The sequence below is a fragment of the Inquilinus sp. CA228 genome, from assembly GCF_052078665.1.
Lineage (GTDB): Bacteria > Pseudomonadota > Alphaproteobacteria > DSM-16000 > Inquilinaceae > Inquilinus.
On the sequence record NZ_JBQJIK010000013.1, the window covers coordinates 76,100 to 94,075 of the forward strand.

General features: G+C 67.6%; 14 protein-coding genes. 10 read left to right on the plus strand and 4 right to left on the minus strand.

The genetic code is table 11. The annotated features are described in order from the left end of the window. Nucleotides 1–70 precede the first annotated feature (70 nt). Nucleotides 71–2,317, plus strand: coding sequence for a beta strand repeat-containing protein (locus tag ACTOWL_RS08590; protein ID WP_441320793.1), 2,247 nt, complete (start codon nucleotides 71–73; stop codon nucleotides 2,315–2,317). 175 nt (nucleotides 2,318–2,492) lie between these two features. After that, nucleotides 2,493–4,673 carry a beta strand repeat-containing protein gene (locus ACTOWL_RS08595; protein WP_441320794.1) on the plus strand — a complete coding sequence of 727 codons (2,181 nt, stop codon included), beginning with the start codon at nucleotides 2,493–2,495 and terminating at the stop codon, nucleotides 4,671–4,673. A 10-nt stretch (nucleotides 4,674–4,683) separates the two neighbouring features. Here ACTOWL_RS08595 and mazG read toward each other — a convergent pair whose 3' ends face one another. After that, a complete protein-coding gene (mazG, locus tag ACTOWL_RS08600) occupies nucleotides 4,684–5,514 on the minus strand; it encodes a nucleoside triphosphate pyrophosphohydrolase (RefSeq protein WP_441320795.1) in 831 nt (276 codons plus the stop codon). A 141-nt stretch (nucleotides 5,515–5,655) separates the two neighbouring features. Between mazG and ACTOWL_RS08605 the strand changes: the two genes are divergently transcribed. Continuing rightward, nucleotides 5,656–6,516 (plus strand): hypothetical protein, encoded by an 861-nt coding sequence (locus ACTOWL_RS08605; protein WP_441320796.1) that lies wholly within the window; start codon nucleotides 5,656–5,658, stop codon nucleotides 6,514–6,516. Nucleotides 6,517–6,553: 37 nt separating this feature from the next. Here ACTOWL_RS08605 and ACTOWL_RS08610 read toward each other — a convergent pair whose 3' ends face one another. Further along, on the minus strand, nucleotides 6,554–7,489 hold the full coding sequence (locus ACTOWL_RS08610) for a DMT family transporter (protein ID WP_441320797.1): 936 nt from the start codon (nucleotides 7,487–7,489) through the stop codon (nucleotides 6,554–6,556). 71 nt (nucleotides 7,490–7,560) lie between these two features. Here ACTOWL_RS08610 and ACTOWL_RS08615 point away from each other — a divergent pair, with 71 nt between their 5' ends. The 7 genes from ACTOWL_RS08615 (at nucleotide 7,561) to ACTOWL_RS08645 (ending at nucleotide 15,440) form a co-directional block, all read left to right on the plus strand. Beyond that, nucleotides 7,561–8,352: an AraC family transcriptional regulator gene (locus tag ACTOWL_RS08615; protein WP_441320798.1), complete on the plus strand. Its 792-nt coding sequence runs from the start codon at nucleotides 7,561–7,563 to the stop codon at nucleotides 8,350–8,352. Nucleotides 8,353–8,430: 78 nt separating this feature from the next. Beyond that, entirely contained in the window at nucleotides 8,431–8,997 is a 567-nt protein-coding gene (locus ACTOWL_RS08620) for a DUF1444 family protein (protein ID WP_441320799.1), read from the plus strand. Between the two features lie 236 nt (nucleotides 8,998–9,233). After that, the gene (locus ACTOWL_RS08625; protein WP_441320800.1) at nucleotides 9,234–9,593 is read left to right on the plus strand and encodes a hypothetical protein; all 360 of its coding nucleotides are present in this window, start codon (nucleotides 9,234–9,236) and stop codon (nucleotides 9,591–9,593) included. 136 nt (nucleotides 9,594–9,729) lie between these two features. Then, nucleotides 9,730–12,264, plus strand: a complete 2,535-nt coding sequence (locus tag ACTOWL_RS08630; RefSeq protein ID WP_441320801.1) for a hypothetical protein — start codon at nucleotides 9,730–9,732, stop codon at nucleotides 12,262–12,264. A 109-nt stretch (nucleotides 12,265–12,373) separates the two neighbouring features. Further along, nucleotides 12,374–13,447, plus strand: coding sequence for a M4 family metallopeptidase (locus ACTOWL_RS08635; protein ID WP_441320802.1), 1,074 nt, complete (start codon nucleotides 12,374–12,376; stop codon nucleotides 13,445–13,447). A 31-nt stretch (nucleotides 13,448–13,478) separates the two neighbouring features. Continuing rightward, the gene (locus ACTOWL_RS08640) at nucleotides 13,479–13,802 is read left to right on the plus strand and encodes a protealysin inhibitor emfourin (RefSeq protein ID WP_441320803.1); all 324 of its coding nucleotides are present in this window, start codon (nucleotides 13,479–13,481) and stop codon (nucleotides 13,800–13,802) included. A gap of 99 nt (nucleotides 13,803–13,901) precedes the next feature. After that, nucleotides 13,902–15,440, plus strand: coding sequence for a calcium-binding protein (locus tag ACTOWL_RS08645; RefSeq protein ID WP_441320804.1), 1,539 nt, complete (start codon nucleotides 13,902–13,904; stop codon nucleotides 15,438–15,440). A 17-nt stretch (nucleotides 15,441–15,457) separates the two neighbouring features. Here ACTOWL_RS08645 and ACTOWL_RS08650 read toward each other — a convergent pair whose 3' ends face one another. Next, nucleotides 15,458–16,786, minus strand: a complete 1,329-nt coding sequence (locus ACTOWL_RS08650) for a D-amino acid dehydrogenase (protein WP_441320805.1) — start codon at nucleotides 16,784–16,786, stop codon at nucleotides 15,458–15,460. Next, the gene (gene alr / locus ACTOWL_RS08655) at nucleotides 16,783–17,934 is read right to left on the minus strand and encodes an alanine racemase (RefSeq protein WP_441320806.1); all 1,152 of its coding nucleotides are present in this window, start codon (nucleotides 17,932–17,934) and stop codon (nucleotides 16,783–16,785) included. Before alr ends, ACTOWL_RS08650 begins: the two co-directional genes overlap by 4 nt. Nucleotides 17,935–17,976 lie beyond the last annotated feature (42 nt).

Below are 17,976 nucleotides of genomic sequence, written 5' to 3' on the forward strand. Positions count from 1 at the left end.
CAGGGGCGGTACGGTTGCCCCGAACGCAGATATTTGTCTCAATATTTTTACGTCTTATCGGGAGGGTCACGTGGCGATCATCAACGGCGACGACAACCCGAACGTTATCAACGGCACGTCGGACGACGACACGATCAACGGCTTCGGCGGCGACGATAGCCTCTCCGGTATGGACGGCAACGACGTGCTCAATGGCGGCGACGGCGACGATGTGCTGTACGGCGGCAGCGTCAGCAACGGTGAAGGCATTGATCTGCTGCACGGCGGGGCCGGCGCCGACAGCCTCACGGGCGACTACTGGCTGGGGGACATCGCAACCTATTATGACAGCGCGTCGGGGGTGGCGATTGATCTCAAGGCCTTCACCGCCGCGGGCGGCGACGCCGAGGGGGACACCCTGTACAACATCAGGAATGTCACAGGCTCCGATATCGGCGGCGACACCCTGATCGGCGGCTACCGCGACAATGTCCTGCGCGGCGGTGGCGGCGATGATGTGCTCAGCGGCGGGGACGGCCACGACACCCTCGATGGCGGTGACGGGTTGGACACCGCGACCTATTACGACGCCCCATACGCGGTACGGGTCGATCTCAGCACCGGGAAAGGCTCGCTGGGCGAAGCCTACGGCGACATCCTGATCGGCATCGAGAATCTCATCGGCTCCGATGTCGGTGGCGACACCCTGACCGGCAACAGCGGCGCCAACGTCCTGCGGGGCGAGGGCGGCAACGATCTGCTCCGCGGCGGGGCCGGTGCCGACACGCTCGACGGCGGTGACTCGGTGGACACCGCGAGCTATTACGCCAGCGCATCCGTGGTGACGGTCGATCTCACCACCGGCACCGGCACCGGCGGCGACGCCCAGGGCGACACGCTGATCGGGATCGAGAACGTCACCGGCACCAATGCCGGCGGCGACACCCTGACCGGCGACGGCAATGGCAACACCCTGATCGGCCTGGCCGGCGCCGATGTTCTGCGCGGCGGGGCCGGGAGCGACTCGCTCGAAGGCGGGGCCGGCAACGACACCCTCGATGGCGGTGGCGGGGTGGACACAGCGAACTATATCAACGATGTCTCGGGGGTGACGGTCGATCTCACCCTCGGGATCGGTGCGGGCGGCGACAATCTGACCGACACTTTGATCAGCATCGAAAATGTCCTCGGCTCCAATATCGGCGGCGACAAGCTGACCGGAAACAGCGGCGCCAACGTCCTGTACGGCTACGACGGCAACGATGTGCTCCGTGGTGGCGCCGGCGCCGACATCCTCGATGGCGGTTACCAGGATCTGGATACCGTGACGTATTCCGACAGTGCGTCGGGGGTCACGATCGATCTCGCCGCCAATGCCGGCCCGTTCGGCAACTCCGGCACCGGCACAGGTGGCGACGCCCAGGGGGATCTCCTGAGGGACATCGAGATTGTCATCGGCTCCAACTTCAACGACACGCTGACCGGCAACTGGCACTACGAAACGCTGCGGGGCGGGGGCGGCAACGATCTGCTCCGCGGCGGGGCCGGCGAAGACGTCCTCGACGGCGGCGCCGGAGTGGACACCGCGTCCTATTACACCGGCGCCTCGGCGGTGACGGTCACTCTCAGCGGCGGCACGGGCGGCGACGCCCAGGGCGACACCCTCAGCGGCATCGAGAACCTCACCGGCTCGAATATCGGTGGCGACACGCTGACCGGCGGCAGCGGCGCCAACGTCCTGAGCGGCTGGGGCGGCGACGACAGGCTCTACGGCGGGGCTGGGGCCGACAGGCTCGACGGCGGCAGTGGAGTCGACTTCACGTCCTATTACAACAGCAGCGCTGCGGTGCGGGCGAACCTTGCCGCCGGCACCGCCTCCGGCGGCGCCGCCCAGGGCGACGTCCTGGCCTCGATCGAGAACGTCAACGGCTCCAGCTTCGACGACACCCTGACCGGCAGCAGCGCCGCCAATGCGCTGGGTGGCCTGGGCGGCCGCGATACGCTCACCGGCGGCGCCGGCGCGGACAGCTTCATCTATAAGGCGACCAGCGAGAGCGCGGTCGGGGCCAATGCCGACCGGATCACCGATTTCAGTCACGCCCAGGGCGACCGGATCGACCTGTCGCTGATCGACGCGAATGGCGGGGGGCTCGGCAACGCAGCCTTCACCTTCATCGGCACCGGCCTGTTCACTGGCGTGGCCGGGCAGCTCCGCTACGCCGTGACAAGCCCCGGCGTCACCACCATCGCCGGCGACGTCAACGGCGACGGCACCTCCGACTTCCACATCGCCCTCACCGGAAACCTGACTCTCGTCGCCGGCGATTTCGTGCTCTGAGCCGACGGCGCCGGAAACGCCGTCAAGCCAAGCGGCCTCCGCCTGCCGGCGGCAGGCCCCGGCTTGACCCGGTCTGGCTCATGCTGGGACAATGGAGCGAGCAGGGGCGGGCCGGGGGCCACCTTTGTGATTCCGACATAGTGTCATCGTTATATTTTTGCGTTGGGAGGGGGACGTGGCAGTCATAAACGGCAACGACAACCCGAACTATCTCCTGGGCACGCTGGACGACGACACGCTCAACGGCTTCGGCGGCGACGACATCCTCGACGGCGGCTTCGGGGCGGACACGTACAGCGGCGGCGCCGGCATCGATACGATCCTCTACGACGAGGGCTACAATCCCGACGGGGTGTCGGTCGCGATCGGCGGCACCGGCAGCTTCGGCGATGCCGAGGGCGACGTGATCGGCACCGACGTCGAGAACATCGTCGGCTCGGCTGCGAGCGACGCGCTGACCGGATCGGCCGCAAACAACGCGCTCACCGGCGGCTTCGGCGACGACAGACTCGAGGGGCTGGGTGGCGATGACGTCCTGGACGGTGGCCCCGGCGGGGACGCGCTGAGCGGCGGCGACGGCAACGACTATCTGAATGCTGGCGAGTCCTTCATTGCCGGCTTCGAAGTGCTTGAGGGCGGCCCCGGGGCGGACACGCTGATTGGTGGCGGCAGCGGCACCACGATCACCACGATCGTCTACGAACGCAGCAGCGCCGGCGTGTACGTCGACCTGGCCGCATTGGCTGCGTCGGGCGGCGAGGCCCAGGGCGACGTGATCGGCGTCGGCATCCAGAACATCATCGGCAGCGGCTTCGACGACAGCCTCTACGGGTCGGACGAGCGCAACGAACTCGTCGGCAATGGCGGCAGGGACGGCCTCCGCGGCTACGCCGGAGACGATGTCCTGGTCGGCGGCGACGGTGCCGATTTTCTGTCGGGAGGGACCGGGGCGGACATGCTGTTCGGCGGGGGCGACATCGACACGCTCAACTACAGCGAGAGCGGCGCCGGCGTGACGGTCAACCTGACGACGGTGGCGGTTTCGGGCGGCGACGCCGAGGGCGACGTGATCGACGACACGTTCGAGAACGTCCGCGGCTCCGGTTTCGCGGACACGCTGACCGGATCGGCCGTCGCCAACCAGTTCTATGCCGGCGACGGCAACGACACCCTCTCAGGCCTGGCCGGCAATGATGCGCTCGACGGTGAAAACGGCGACGATGTGCTGGATGGTGGCGACGGCAGCGACACGCTCTATGGCGGGGCCGGAGCGGACAGGCTGAACGGCGGCGCCAGCTCCGACCTCGTCGGCTACAGTTTCGGCAGCGCCGGCGTGACCGTGAACCTGACCACGCTGACGGCATCGGGCGGTGACGCCGAGGGCGATGTCATCGGCACCGATATCGAAGGGATTGTCGGCGGCGGGTCCGATGACACCCTGACCGGAAACGCCGCGAACAACACCCTTTACGGTTTCAACGGCAACGACAGCCTCAGCGGGATGGCCGGCAGCGACAGCCTGGTCGGCCATCCCGGCGACGATCTGCTGCGCGGCGGGGCCGGCGGCGACAGCCTCGAGGGCGGTGACGGGGTGGACACCGCAACCTATTATGAGAGTGCCTCCGGGGTGACGGTAGATCTCGCCGCCGGCACCGCCACGGGCGGTAACGCCGAGGACGACATCTTGACCGGGATCGAGAACCTCTCCGGCTCCAATCTCGGCGGCGACAGCCTGACCGGCAGCAGCGGTGCCAACTCCCTGCGGGGCTATGGCGGCAACGATCTGCTCCGCGGCGGGGCCGGGGCCGACACGCTCGAGGGCGGCGTCGGAACCGACTTGGCGTCCTACTACAACAGCGCCGCCGCGGTGACGGTGAATTTGGCCGCCGGCACCGGCACGGGCGGCGACGCCCAGGGCGACATCCTGGCGTCGATCGAGAACGTCAACGGCTCCAACTTCGCCGACACGCTGACCGGCAACGGCGGCGCCAACGCGCTGCGCGGCCTGGCCGGCCGCGACACGCTCACCGGCGGCAGCGGCGCCGACCGCTTCGTCTATGCCGCCACCAGCGAGAGCGTGGTCGGGGCGAACCGGGACGTGGTCACCGATTTCAGCCAGGCCCAGGCGGACAAGGTCGACCTGTCGCTGATCGACGCCGATACCGGGACGGCCGGCAACCAGGCCTTCACCTTCATCGGCGCCGGCCTCTACACCGGCGTCGCCGGACAACTGCGCTACTCCGCGGTCGGCGGTGTCACCACCATCGCCGGCGACGTCAACGGCGACGGCGCCTCCGACTTCCACATCGCCCTCACCGGCACGTTCGCCCTGCTCGCCGGCGACTTCGTGCTCTGAGCGGAGCGGGCTAGGCGGTCTCCGCCCGCTTGGCGGCGACCCAGAGGGCCTCCATCTCGTCCAGGCTGGCCCCGGCGGGATCGCGGCCCTCGGCCCGCAGCGCCGCTTCCAGGTGGCGGAAGCGGCGCTCGAACTTGGCATTGGTCCGGCGCAGGGCGGAATCGGGGTCGACCTCGGTGCGCCGGGCCAGGTTGACGGCGCAGAACAGCAGGTCGCCGATCTCGTCCTCGATCCGCTCCTTCGGCGCCCGTCCGTCGATCTCTGCCCGGATCTCGCCGACCTCCTCCTCGATCTTGTCGAGGATGTCGGCCGGGTCGGTCCAGTCGAAGCCGACCCGCGCTGCCCGCTTCTGCAGCTTCAGCGCCCGGGTCAGGCTGGGCAGGCCGCCGGCGATGCCGTCCAGCACCCCGGCCGGCCGGCCCTCGGCCTCGGCCTTGGCGGCGCGCTCCTCGGCCTTCTGCCGCTCCCATTGCGCCGGCATGCCGTCGGCGTCGACCGGCGCGTCGCCGAACACATGCGGGTGGCGGCGGATCATCTTGTCGACGATGCCGGCGGCGACGTCGGCGAAGTCGAAGGCGCCGCGCTCCTCCGCCATGCGCGAGTGGAAGGCGACCTGGAACAAGAGGTCGCCCAGCTCGTCCTTGAGCTCGTCCATGGCGTCGCGCTCGATCGCGTCGGCCACTTCATAGGCCTCCTCGATCGTGTAGGGCGCGATGGTGCGGAAGCTCTGCTCGACGTCCCAGGGGCAGCCGGTCTCGGGATGGCGCAGCCGCGCCATCACCTCGATCAGGCGGCGCGTCGCCTCGGCGGCATCGGGGGGAATTTCGGGACGGTCGGTCATCAGCGGTCTCCGGCGGATGCCCTCTGGTATCGCATCGTGGCGTCATCGGCAAATCGCGCTCTCGCCTTGCAACCGGGGCGGCCCTGCATTCCTATATCCGGCCGGGGCGATTCGCTCCGGTCCGGAGGGGAAATCCACATCATGACGTTCCTCAGATCTCTCAGAACCGTCGCGCTCGCGACCAGCCTGGCGACGACCGTCGCGATCGCCGCCTGCGCTCCGAAGCCCGCGCCGGCGCCGGTCGAGCCGGTCGGCCCGACCCAGCTCTTCTCCTACGAGGTGCTGACCTTCAAGCCGCTCGGCCTCGACGACAAGAAGGCCAGCTATGCCGACCGCGCCGCCTTCACCGAGCAGGTGAAGGACACCGAGATGCCGAAGATCCTGGCGCTGCTGAACATCCCGGCCGACCAGGTGGAGACCGAGCTGACGCCGGGCGGCTACCAGCTCGAGACCAACGCCTCGCTGCAATCGGCCTTCGAGACCGACGCGAAGACCGCCGACCTGTTCGCCGCCGCGATCGGCTACACCTTCCGCCAGTGGAGCGTGCTGATCACCGACTTCACGCCGGAAGGGCAGGGCAACACCGCCTATGCCGTGGTGACCTTCAAGGACCACGCGCCGAGCGGCGACGAGGCGCAGGCCTTCTTCCAGCATGCGGCGTCGGTGAACAAGGGGCTGGGCGGCGGCTACACCGCCTTCGGCCACGACCTGTTCTTCCTGAACATCGGCGATTCCGAGGGCAAGGCCTATAGCGGCCTGGACGACGCCACCTTCGTGGCCGAGCTGACCAAGGCGGCGAAGAGCTTCACCGGCACGCCGGTGTCGGTCAGCCGCTCCGGCCGGGTCGACGCCCGCTTCGTCGAGAACGACTGGGACAAGGCCAAGACCGGCCAGGATTACGGCAAGGTCCTCGGCCGCGACCTGACCCGCCAGCTGACCCAGCTGCGCCGCGAGCATGAGCGCGCCCTGCGCAAGTTCGGCACCGAGCACGGCTGGAAATAGGCGAAGACGGCGCCGCCCCGGTGCGGGCGGCGCCGCTTCACTCGGCGGCCTCGGCAGCCGTGACCGGCCGCGCCGTGCGCCGGCCGAAGCGCTGGGCCAGGACGACGCCGAGCAGCACCAGGGCGCCGCCGGCCAGGTGGTACGGGTGCAGGCTCTCGCCCAGCACCGCCACGGCGATCGCCGCGGTCATCACCGGCGACAGATTGATGAACAGGCTGGTGCGGCTGGGGCCGAGCAGGCGGATCGCCTGCATCCACAGATACGGCGCCAGGATCGAGGTCGGGATCCCGGCATAGAGGATCATCCCGATCGCCGTCATGCTGTGCGGCGCCGCCGGCGCCAGCAGCCAGCCGGGCAGCAGGAACAGCGCGGCGAAGCCGATCTGCAGGTACAGCGACGGCCAGGCCGGCAGCGGCATCGGCCAGCGCCGCAGCAGCACGCTGTAGCCGGAATAGGCGACGCAGGCGATCAGCATCATGCCGTCGCCCGGCACCAGCCCGCCGCTGAACGGCGCCAGCGGATCGCCCTGGCCGAGCAGCAGCGCCAGGCCGACCAGCGACAGGGCGCCGCCGCCGACCATGCCCGGCGTCGGCGCCTCGGCCAGCAGCAGGCTCGACAGCGCCATGGTCAGGAGCGGCACCAGCGACACCACGAAGCCCATCTTGGTGGCCGAGGTGGTCTCCGCCGCGAAATAGGCCAGCCCCTGATAGGCCGCCATGCCGAGCAGCCCCAGCATCGCCAGCTTCGCCAGATGCGGCCGGATCTCGCGCCGCAGCCGCCACGCCGGCCGGATCAGGAACGGCGTCAGCAGCAGCAGCGCCAGGGCCCAGCGCTCGAAGGCGATGACGCTCGGGTGGACCGCGGTCGCCGCCAGCTTGGTGACGACCACGTTGCCGGACCAGATCGCCACGGTGACGACCGGCAGGGCGAACCAGCCCAATGGGGTGGTCGATGGGGTGTGGGATGCGGACATGACGCGACCCTAGCGCCTGGCCGGTTCGAGATATATAACGATGATCGGACAGGTGATCGAGAGGACAGGACATGGCCCGCATGCCCGCGCTGCGCGGCGAACCGCCCGATCCGCTGTCGTTCCGGACCGAGGACTATCCGGCCGGCATGGTGTGGCCGGAGGCGTGCCTGCCCTGGGGCAAGCTCAACTACGCCGTCCGCGGCCTGATGGTGGCGACGGTCGGCGGCGTGCGCTACCTGTCGCCGCCGCATTACGCGATCTGGACCCCGCCGGACATCGTACATGCGTGCCACAACCGCGACGCGGTGCGCTACGTCTCGGTCTATGTCGTGCGCGAACTCTGCGCCGACCTGCCGGCCGAGCCTTGCACCCTGGCGCTCAGCCCGCTGATCAAGGCGATCCTGGCCGATGTCGACGCCCGCGGCGTGAAGGTGCCGAAGAGCGAGGCCGACCTCCGGCTGGCGCAGGTGCTGGTCGACCAGATCCGGCTGGCGCCGCGCCATTCCTCCTACCTGCCGCTGTCCGACGACCCGGCGCTGCGCACCGTGCTGGAGGCGCTGCAGCGCGAGCCGGGCGACCGCCGGTCGCTGGCCGAATGGGCGCGGATCACCGGCACCACCGAGCGCACGCTGTCGCGCCACTGCCAGCGCGACCTCGGCATGTCCTTCGCCGAATGGCGGCAGCGGATGAAGCTGGTCGCCGCCCTGTCGCGGCTGGAGGAGGGGGCGTCGGTCGGCGCGGTGGCGCGCTGGCTCGGCTACGGCAACGCCTCGGCCTTCATCGCCATGTTCCACCGCCTGACCGGCACGACGCCGGAGCAGATGCGCAAGGACGGCCTGCGCCGCGACCGGGAGGCGGCGTGAGGGAAGACATTCTGGCCTTGGTTGGAATAGGGGACGGACTGTGCTTTGGATATTGGCGTATCAGACCGGCGAGCCGAGATGAGCACATCGAATGAAAGCCTTTGCAGGCGGGCCATTGCGTACCTGATGCCTTCCCTTCCGAATGCTGAGATGGCGGTTGCGCTAGCGGAACTCGACGCCCCGGTCATCTCCAACCTGAACAACGGTCTTCTGGTGGGTTACTTGGTCGATCAGGGAAATCATTTTCAGTATATCCAGCGACGACATCTGGTGGGTAGCGGGATGACTGAGACCGTTCTGCACCAGGGCGCGGTCAACAACTTGGCAGCGTTGTTGAAGGAGAAGGGTGCGAAAGTTCAGCCCTATGACGACACCTTTGCTGTCTTCTTCGGTGGAAATTTTGAAGCGAGCTTGATTCTCGTCGATGCGCTGTGGGACGAATACCTCTCCCATCTCGCTCCAAACGGGTTCATCATAGCCATTCCCAATCGAGACATCCTCGCGTTCTGCGATGCGCAATCTCAACCCGGCGTCGAACAACTGCGGCAGATCATCGGTCAGGTCGAAGGCGGCGATCATCCGATTTCCCCAACGCTTTATCGTCGCGACCGATCCACTCGTGCTTGGCGTCCGTACGCAAACTGAAGTCGCCCCGTCGAAGACGGCCGCTACCGCACGCTGACGGACCAGGGATCCTGTGCGGATCTGGTTGGCTCAATGTTCCCTTTTTGTTCTATTGTAGAAATGGTCAATGCCACCAAAGCCCGGACTCCCTCCGCCGGATCGCCGACCACGGAGGCGGACGCCCGGGACGTCGAGGTGCTGTCCGAGCTCGCCATGGAGTTGGCCCGGGCCTTCCAGGCTCAAGCGCTCGCCGCCCCTTGCGGCCGGCGACCTCGACCGCGCCGGCAAGGCCGAGGTCGGCTTCAACCGCACCGCGCTGGGCATCCGCCGCGCTGAAGGCTCGGCTTCACCTGCAGCGGGAAGAGGAGCGGCGCAAGGCCGACGCCCACCGGCGCCGGCTGCAGGACAGGAAGGACGACCGGCGCCACGCCGTCGCCCAGGGCGTGTCCCGCGCCGTCGCCGTCGTCAAGCCCGAGGCCCAGGAGCGGCTCACCGCCGATCTGTGGGTCCGGCTGACCGAGACCGACCGGATCGACGCCGACCTGGCCGACACCGCCCTGCCGATCGAAACCCTGGCCAGGCGGGAGAGGCCGGGTTCGTGCAGCGAGATCGGGTGAGGGCCGGCACGGGCATCCGAGCCGCGCATCGGCCCATATCAAAAGCGGAATTCCCATCGCTGTCCTTCGGGCCAATCCTGACGGGATCGTGTCAGGCGTAACAATCTCGGTTTGCGAGCAGCGTTGGGAGAGAACGATGACAGACAATTCGGGACAGCCGCCTATTGGCGAGGGAAGCCAAGGGCAAGCGCCAGCGCCGACAGCCCAGGACGAGGCTCTCAACCGATGGTTGGTCGCTGTCCTGGGCATCGGCACTGCCCCTGACCAGCTGACCCGCGGCACCGTGCAGACTCGGCGGGGGCTGGTCCGGCGCGACACGGACGAAGAACTCAAACAAGCGCAGCGAGACATGGGCTTCGTGAGCACCAATCAGTCGATGCGCCAAACAGAGCACCAGGCACTTGTCGCGGAATTGACCCAACTCGAGCGTACGCAGAAAGAGCAGTTCGCCCAACTGGCCAGCCTTACTGCCGAGGACAGCCAACTGGCTGGTCAATTGGCCAGCCAGAACCAGGACGCGGCCGCGCGCACACGACAGCATGATCAGCTATCGGCCGACAAGGGCCGCTATGACGCCGAGATAATGCGCTTGCACGACGAATACGCGCAAGTGTGGGAGAGCGTCAGAACCGAGCTGGACGGCCAGGGGATCGCGCTGGGCGAGGTTGGCGGGCGCAGGGAGCCGGGCGAATTGAAGGCTCTGATCGTCGAGCGCCGTACTGCCCTCACCGAAAGGTCAGCCGAGCTGACGCGGGAGATGGATGCGGCAACAGCGAAACAGACGACAGCCGAGACGGAGAAAGCAGGCGCGACCGAAAAAGCAGCAGACCTGCAGAGAGAGATCGATGCTCTCGAACACCCATCGGTCGATGCGGAGGCTTCGGAAGAGGTCATGGCGGCAAGGCTAGCAGCCTTTGAGGCCCTCCGTGTCCGCCTTGAAAACGAACGTTCCGAAGAAGCAGCGAAGATAGCAGCCAGCGAGGCGACGCTCGCCGAGCTCACGGCCGAACTGGAAGAACTGGAAGCAGAAAAACAGAAAGCGACCGACACCATTGGTGTTTTGGCTGGCCTTGTAGACGGTGAAAACCCAAAAACAAAAGAGCTTCAATCTCTTATGGATGAATACAACTCGAATAACAAAAAATCGTTTGACAGTTTTACTGAAATGCAAAAAATTGAACAAGAAAATATTGAAGGAGACCATAGTATTCAAGAAATTCAACGAAATATACAAGAAATTGCTAATAATATTACGGAAACAAATATTGCTATGGAAAACGTTAAAGCTAAAACTGCAAAGCAAAAAAAATCGGAAGGAGATCTGGGGCTGGAGCTCTTGGGCCTCGAGCAACGAAGGACGGAAGTCGACGAAAACATCGATCGCCTTGTGAAGATTGCAGAAGATCTGGACAGCCAGGCGCTTCTCGACGCCATCAATGCATTGCCAGCAACGCCTCCGCCCGGATCGCCTACGGACGCCACGGCAGCAACAACGACGCAACCGCAGGAGCCGGGCGTCGAACAGACCGAGCCGTCGCACGGGATCGAGCCGGTCGCCCCGGGCGGTGAGGCGTCCCTACCAGATCCCGCGGCGTTGAGGCAGGCCGCTGAGGTAATTGAAAGAGAAATTGAAAGACTCGGCGTGACTGAGGAGGACGAGGCGGCGAGCGCATCCTTGTCGAGCGCCACCCTGAGCGCCTTGAAGATTATGGCGACCGAGGTCCCGGCGCTGGTCGGACTCATGTCCGTGCGAGAAGCGATGTCCTATGGCGTCGCCGACGCCAGCGAGACGGCGCGAGAGCGTGTCGCCATGGCGATGATCGCGCTGAATTTTCTGCCGGTCGCGGTGAAGGGTGGCACCGTGCTCTATGACAGCAGCAGCAGTCGACCGCCAGAAGACCGAATGGTGCCGACAAGAAAGCAAGTTCTTTCGCTTTTCGCCAACGCCCTCATGATGATCGGGGCGACCGTCCTCGCCGTAAAGTACGGGGGCGGGCTCGCGGCCCTGGCGCCCAACACTCTGAGGCCGCTGATCATCGGCTTCCGCCCTCTGATTACTATGATGCGCAAGCTCTCCGAGAATCGTCGCGGCGACCTGCCGCCGAATTGGACCGCGGTCGGGACCGACGATCTCTTCTATTCGATATACTCTCAGATGACGACCGTGATGCTCGCCTTCGAAGCGGCGCATACCGGCGCCGGGGCCCAGGCGGCCGGCCTGACCGGAAAGGAGGCCGTCGGGGAGGTGGGCAAATATATCGCGCTCTTTACGGCAGTCGAGGCCTTGGAATCGTATACGTCTCGTGCCTGCAACCAGTTCTTCGACAGGATTGAGAGTGGTCTCGAGCCGGCGATGCCGGGTGACCCGAACGCGCGCCAGGGTTTGCAGGGCGTTCTCCGATACCGGGCCCGGGTGGACTTCCAGGTCAGACAGACCTTCAAGGCGATTCGCCTCAGGGGGACCGATGTTGCGCATGCCCTTCAGGCATTCACCTATATCAACCTCATGATGGGAAACGTTGTCGGCGGGCTGACCAAGGACTTCGGCTTTCGGGAGCAGCTTGTCACCGCGGCATTTGCTTCGTTCCTGGTGACGCTTATCACCTATCTCCCCTATGTCGGGCTTTCGGACTACCGTCCTCGGGCTCGGCCGGCGACGGCGACAGCGTAACCGCTTCCCGGATCGGGCCGGGAACCAATGATGGCACCGCGGCTTTTATGGGTGATGCGGTCCTGCCCCGCGTCCGGGGATGATCGTCTGTCGGAAGAGGGAGATCCGCATGTGCATCCGACAGCATCGCCACTCGATCTTCTGCATCCTGCCGCCCTACATGCTGCGCGCCATCCTGGCCAATGGCAGCAAGGCGCAGAAGGCGGCCGCCAACCGGGCGCTCGGCATCGACACGACGTTCCGCACCATGCGCGTCCGGTTGGCGGTGGCACAGTCCGTGGCCGAACGGCGGCACCGCAAGCTGGCCCTGCCGCCGTCGCGCCAGCGCAGCATCTACACCGCCGGCAACGGCGAGAGCCTGCCGGGCCGGCTGGTGCGGGCCGAAGGGCAGGGGCCGTCCGGCGACGTCGCGGCCGACGAGGCCTATGACGGGCTGGGCCACACCTTCGACTTCTTCCTCGAAGCCTATCGCCGCAACTCGATCGACGATGACGGCCTGGCGCTCGACGCCACGGTCCATTACGGCGAGGACTACAACAACGCCTTCTGGAACGGCCAGCGCATGGTGTTCGGCGATGGCGACGGCGACCTGTTCAACCGCTTCACCGCCTCGCTCGACGTCATCGGCCATGAGCTCGGCCACGGCGTCACCGAGGACGAGGCCGGCCTAGTCTATATGCAGCAGCCCGGCGCGCTGAACGAATCCCTGTCCGATGTCTGGGGATCGCTGGTCAGGCAATGGGTGCTGAAGCAGACCGCCGAGGAGGCCGACTGGATCATCGGCGCGGGGCTGTTCACCGCCAAGGTGCAGGGCGTCGGCCTGCGCTCGATGAAGGCGCCGGGCACCGCCTATGACGACCCGGTGCTGGGCAAGGACAGGCAGCCCGGCCATATGGACGACTATGTCGACACCATGCAGGACAATGGTGGCGTCCACATCAATTCCGGCATTCCGAACCGGGCCTTCTACCTGGCCGCCACCGCCATCGGCGGCAATGCCTGGGAGCGGGCGGGGCGGATCTGGTACGATGTGCTGCGCGACGCGCGGGTGACCGAGACCACGAAATTCGCCGATTTCGCCGCGGTGACGGTGGATGTGGCGGGGCGGCTGCCCGGCGCGAAGAAGGCCGAGGTCAAGGCCGTGGCCGACGCCTGGAAGCAGGTCGGCGTCCCGACCGGCTGACATGCCCTGGGAGCCGGGGCAGGAGCGGACGATGCGGATCACCTTCGCGATGTCGAGCCCGGGCCTGTTCTACGCGCCGGGGCTGGCCGAGCCGGTGGTGCTGGACCTCGCGGCCCTGCCGCCGGCGGAGGCCGCCCGGATCGAGGCTCTGGTGCGCGATGCCCATGTCCTCGACCGCCCGGCAGCGCCGGAAAGCCTGTCGATGCCCGACGCCCGCTGCTTCACGCTGACGGTCGAGCAGGACGGCCGCAGCCGCACGCTCGAGGTGCCCGAGCCGATCGCCGATCCGGCGCTGAAGGCCCTGGTCCGCTGCCTGCAGGACCAGGTCCGGGCGCTGCGGGGGAAGCGGCAGTAGTTCATTCCCGAATTAAGCCATAATTTATCGCGAAATTACTTTCTGAAATCAAAAAAATGCAGATTCTTTTCCCAACCCATCCCAAGGGGGATCGAGGCGATGGCCATTATTCCGGGGACTGCGGGCGACGATAATCTCTACGGGACAACATCCAGCGACCAGATCACGGGCGGCGGAGGGGACGACACGCTCTCCGACGGCGATTCACTGCCCGGCTCGATAGACACCATCAATGGCGGGGACGGCGACGATTTTGTCTATACCTATGGCGGTGCCGACATCCTCAACGGCGGCGCCGGACAGGACACCCTGCAGTTCTACTACTGGACCGCTTCGGTGGCGTTCAGCGTCACGCCCAACCCGACGCCGGGTGGAACCACGACCACGTCGAACGGCGTGCAGTTCACCAATTTCGAGAAGCTGGCCTTCTATCTCGGCACCGGCAACGACGCCGTGAACGGAGGAGACGGCGACGACAGCTTTTCCGGCAATGCCGGGCACGACACGTTCCACGGCGGCAGCGGTCGCGACAACGGATATGGCGGCCTCGGCAATGACATCATCACCGGGGATAACGGCGGCGATTCCCTGTCGGGCGAGGACGGGAACGACATCCTCTATGGCAACAGCGGTCGCGACAATCTCTATGGCGGCGTCGGCATCGACACTCTCTACGGTGGCGAAGGCGATGACTACATCGAAGGCGGTGCCGGCGCCGATACGATCGGCGGCGGCGCCGGCTACGACGTCCTGACCCATTATTCCTCCACCGCCGGGGTGACGGTGAATCTGGCGGTGGGAACCGCGAGCGGCGGCGATGCGCAAGGCGACTCCATCTCGAATTTCGAGGGTGCCTACGGCAGCGCGCACGACGATTGGCTGACCGGAACTGCCGGCAACAACAGCATCATCGGCAATGACGGCGACGACCTGATCTATGGCGGCGGCGGCGCTGATTCGTTGTACGGCAACAACGGCGACGACAGCCTGTCGGGGGACGACGCAAACGACTATCTCTCCGGGGATGACGGCGATGACGTGCTGCGCGGCGGCGCCAGCGGGGACAGCCTCAACGGCGGCAACGGCAATGACACCGCCAGCTACTACACCGGCTCGGTCGGGGTCGTGGTCAGCCTGGCCACCGGCTTCGGCAGCAACGGCGATGCCACGGGCGACAGCTTGTACTTGATCGAGAACCTCTCCGGCAGCCAGGGCAATGACAGCCTGGTCGGGGACACCGGCGCCAATGTGCTGCAGGGCTGGGGCGGCAACGATGTGCTCACCGGCGCGGGCAGCAAGGACACGCTGACCGGAGGGGCCGGCGGCGACCGCTTCGTCTACGGCTTTGCGGCGCAGAGTCCGGTCGGGGCCGGGGCGGACCGGATCACCGATTTCAGCCATGCGCAGGTGGACAGGATCGACCTTCTGGGGATCGACGCCAACACGACCGTCGCCGGCGACCAGGCCTTCAGCTTCATCGGCGCCGGCCTCTATACCGGCGTCGCCGGGCAACTGCGGTACTCCGCGGTCGGCGGCGTCACCACCATCGCCGGGGACGTCAATGGCGACGGCGCCTCCGACTTCCACATCCAACTCACGGGGACGGTCGCCCTGGTCGCGGCCGATTTCGTGCTCTGACCGCGGCGGCGGACGGCTTACCCTGCCTGCGGGATCGGCGCGCCGGCCGGCCGCCCGTCCCTCGGGCCGCGGACGCCGGTCAGGTCGGCCCAGCGGTAGCGGTCCATCGCCAGCCCTTCCAGGTCGATCTCGGCGCGGCGGCCGGAGACGATGTCCGACATCACCCGGCCGGAGCCGCAGGCCATGGTCCAGCCCAGCGTGCCGTGGCCGGTGTTCAGGAACAGGTTGCCGTAGGGCGTGCGGCCGACCACCGGCGTGCCGTCCGGCGTCATCGGCCGCATGCCGGTCCAGAAGCTGGCGCGCGAGACGTCGCCGCCCTGCGGGAACAGGTCGGTGACCGAATGCTCCAGCGTCCGCCGCCGAGCGTCCCACAAGCGGCGGCTGTATCCCGCCAGCTCGGCGGTGCCGCCGACGCGGATGCGGTCGCCCAGCCGGGTGATCGCCACCTTGTAGGTCTCGTCCATCACGGTCGAGACCGGCGCGCCCGCGGCCGCGGTGACCGGCACGGTGATCGAGTAGCCCTTGACCGGATAGACCGGGATCTCGATGCCCAGCGGCTTCAGCAGCAAGGGAGAATAGCTGCCGAGCGCCAGCACATAGCCGTCGGCGCGCAGGGTCTCGCCATCCTCCAGCGCCACGCCGCCGATCCGGCCGCCATCGGCCACGAGGCCGGCGATCCGGGCGCCCCAGCGGAAGCTGACTCCCAGGCCTTCGGCCAGCCTGGCGAGGTTGTTGGTGAACTTGAAGCAGTCGCCGGTCTCGTCGCCCGGCAGGCGCAGGCCGCCGGCCAGCTTGTCCGTCACCCCGGCCAAAGCGGGCTCGGCGGCGGCGCAGCCGGCCGGGTCCAGCACCTCGTAGGGCACCCCGGCCTCCTGCAGCACGGCGATGTCCTTGGCCGCGGCGTCGACCTGCTTCTCGGTGCGGAACAGCTGCAGCGTGCCCTGGGCCTTGTCGTCATAGGCGATGCCGGTGTCGGCGCGCAGCTGGCGCAGGCAGTCGCGGCTGTACTCGGCCAGGCGGACCATCCGCTCCTTGTTCACGGCGTAGCGGCCGGCGGTGCAGTTGCGCAGCATCTGCGCCAGCCACAGCCACTGCCGCGGGTCCAGCTGCGGGCGCAGCACGAAGGGGCTGTGCTCCATCAGCATCCACTTGATCGCCTTCAGCGGCACGCCCGGCGCCGCCCAGGGCGCGGAATAGCCCGGCGAGACCTGGCCGGCATTGGCGAAGCTGGTCTCGTTCGCCGGCCCCTCCTGCCGGTCGACCACCGTCACCTCATGGCCGGCGCGGGCGAGGTAGAAGGCGGTGGACACGCCGATGACGCCGGCGCCGAGGACGATGACCTTCACGACGGAACTCCTTCGAGAACCAAAGCAGGTGTGGGGGCAGGTGACGGCTGGGCGTCGCGATAGTCGCGGCGGAAGCGGCGGCCGAGGCGGGTGAGAATCTCGTAGCCGATGGTGCCGGCCTCGGCGGCGACGGCGTCGACGCTGCGGTGCGGCCCGATCAGGTCGACCATGGCGCCGGGGCGCAACGCGCCCTCCGGCAAGGCCGAAACATCCAGCGTGATCGAGTCCATCGACACGGTGCCGGCGACCGGCAGCGCGACGTCGCCGAGATGCGCCGTGCCGGTGCTGCGCGGAAAACCGTCGGCATAGCCGACTGCCACGGTGGCGATGCGGGTCGGGCCCTTGGCGCGCCAGGTCAGGCCGTAGCCGACCTCGTCGCCGGCGGCGATGGTGCGCAGCTGCACCACCCGGGCCTGCAGCCGCACCACCGGACGCAGCGGGTTCGGTCCGCCGGCGACCGGGGCCAGCCCGTACAGCGCGGCGCCGGGCCGGGCCAGGTCGTAGTGGAAATCGGGGCCGAGGAAGATGCCGGAGGAGTTGGCCAGCGATGCCGAGGCCTGCGGCAGGCGGCGGCGGGCGACGTCGAAGCGCAGGCGCTGGGTGCCGTTGGCCGGGTTGTCCTGCCGCTCGGCGCTGGCCAGGTGGCTCATCACCAGGCGGAGGTCGAGGCCGTCCAGCCGCCGCGGCTCGGCCGCGATCCGGTCCAGCTCGGCCGGCGACAGGCCCATGCGCGACATGCCGGTGTCGAGCTGCAGCACCGCCGGCAGCGCCCGCCCGCGGCGGCGCGCCAGGGCGGTCCAGCCCTCGACCTGCTCCAGGCCGTTCAGCACCGGGGTCAGGCGGTGGGCCAGGGCGATGTCCTCGCAGCCGGGCATCAGCCCGTGCAGCACGAACACCTCCGCCGCCTCCGGCACATGCGGCCGCAGGGCGATGCCCTCCTCGAGATGGGCGACGAAGAAGTGGCGGCAGCCTTCCGCGGCCAGGGCCGGGCCGACCCGGTCGGCGCCCAGCCCGTAGGCGTCGGCCTTGAGCACCGCGGCGCAGGCGGTGCCGCCGAGGCGGCGGCGCAGCGCACGATAATTCTCGCGGATCGCGGCCAGATCGACGATCAGGGTGGCGCCGGAGGCGTCGGGGAGGGTGGTGGTCATCGGGGCCGAACCGCAGGGGATCCAACGGCCTCAGAATACGGC

What these genes read in the sequence shown, in the direction of transcription:
- ACTOWL_RS08615 (WP_441320798.1), top strand. Translation starts at nt 7,561, where the DNA reads ATGGCCCGCATGCCCGCGCTGCGCGGCGAACCGCCCGATCCGCTGTCG.
- ACTOWL_RS08635 (WP_441320802.1), top strand. Translation starts at nt 12,374, where the DNA reads ATGTGCATCCGACAGCATCGCCACTCGATCTTCTGCATCCTGCCGCCC.
- ACTOWL_RS08605 (WP_441320796.1), top strand. Translation starts at nt 5,656, where the DNA reads ATGACGTTCCTCAGATCTCTCAGAACCGTCGCGCTCGCGACCAGCCTG.
- ACTOWL_RS08640 (WP_441320803.1), top strand. Translation starts at nt 13,479, where the DNA reads ATGCGGATCACCTTCGCGATGTCGAGCCCGGGCCTGTTCTACGCGCCG.
- ACTOWL_RS08620 (WP_441320799.1), top strand. Translation starts at nt 8,431, where the DNA reads ATGAGCACATCGAATGAAAGCCTTTGCAGGCGGGCCATTGCGTACCTG.
- ACTOWL_RS08610 (WP_441320797.1), bottom strand. Translation starts at nt 7,489, where the DNA reads ATGTCCGCATCCCACACCCCATCGACCACCCCATTGGGCTGGTTCGCC.
- mazG (WP_441320795.1), bottom strand. Translation starts at nt 5,514, where the DNA reads ATGACCGACCGTCCCGAAATTCCCCCCGATGCCGCCGAGGCGACGCGC.
- alr (WP_441320806.1), bottom strand. Translation starts at nt 17,934, where the DNA reads ATGACCACCACCCTCCCCGACGCCTCCGGCGCCACCCTGATCGTCGAT.
- ACTOWL_RS08645 (WP_441320804.1), top strand. Translation starts at nt 13,902, where the DNA reads ATGGCCATTATTCCGGGGACTGCGGGCGACGATAATCTCTACGGGACA.
- ACTOWL_RS08630 (WP_441320801.1), top strand. Translation starts at nt 9,730, where the DNA reads ATGACAGACAATTCGGGACAGCCGCCTATTGGCGAGGGAAGCCAAGGG.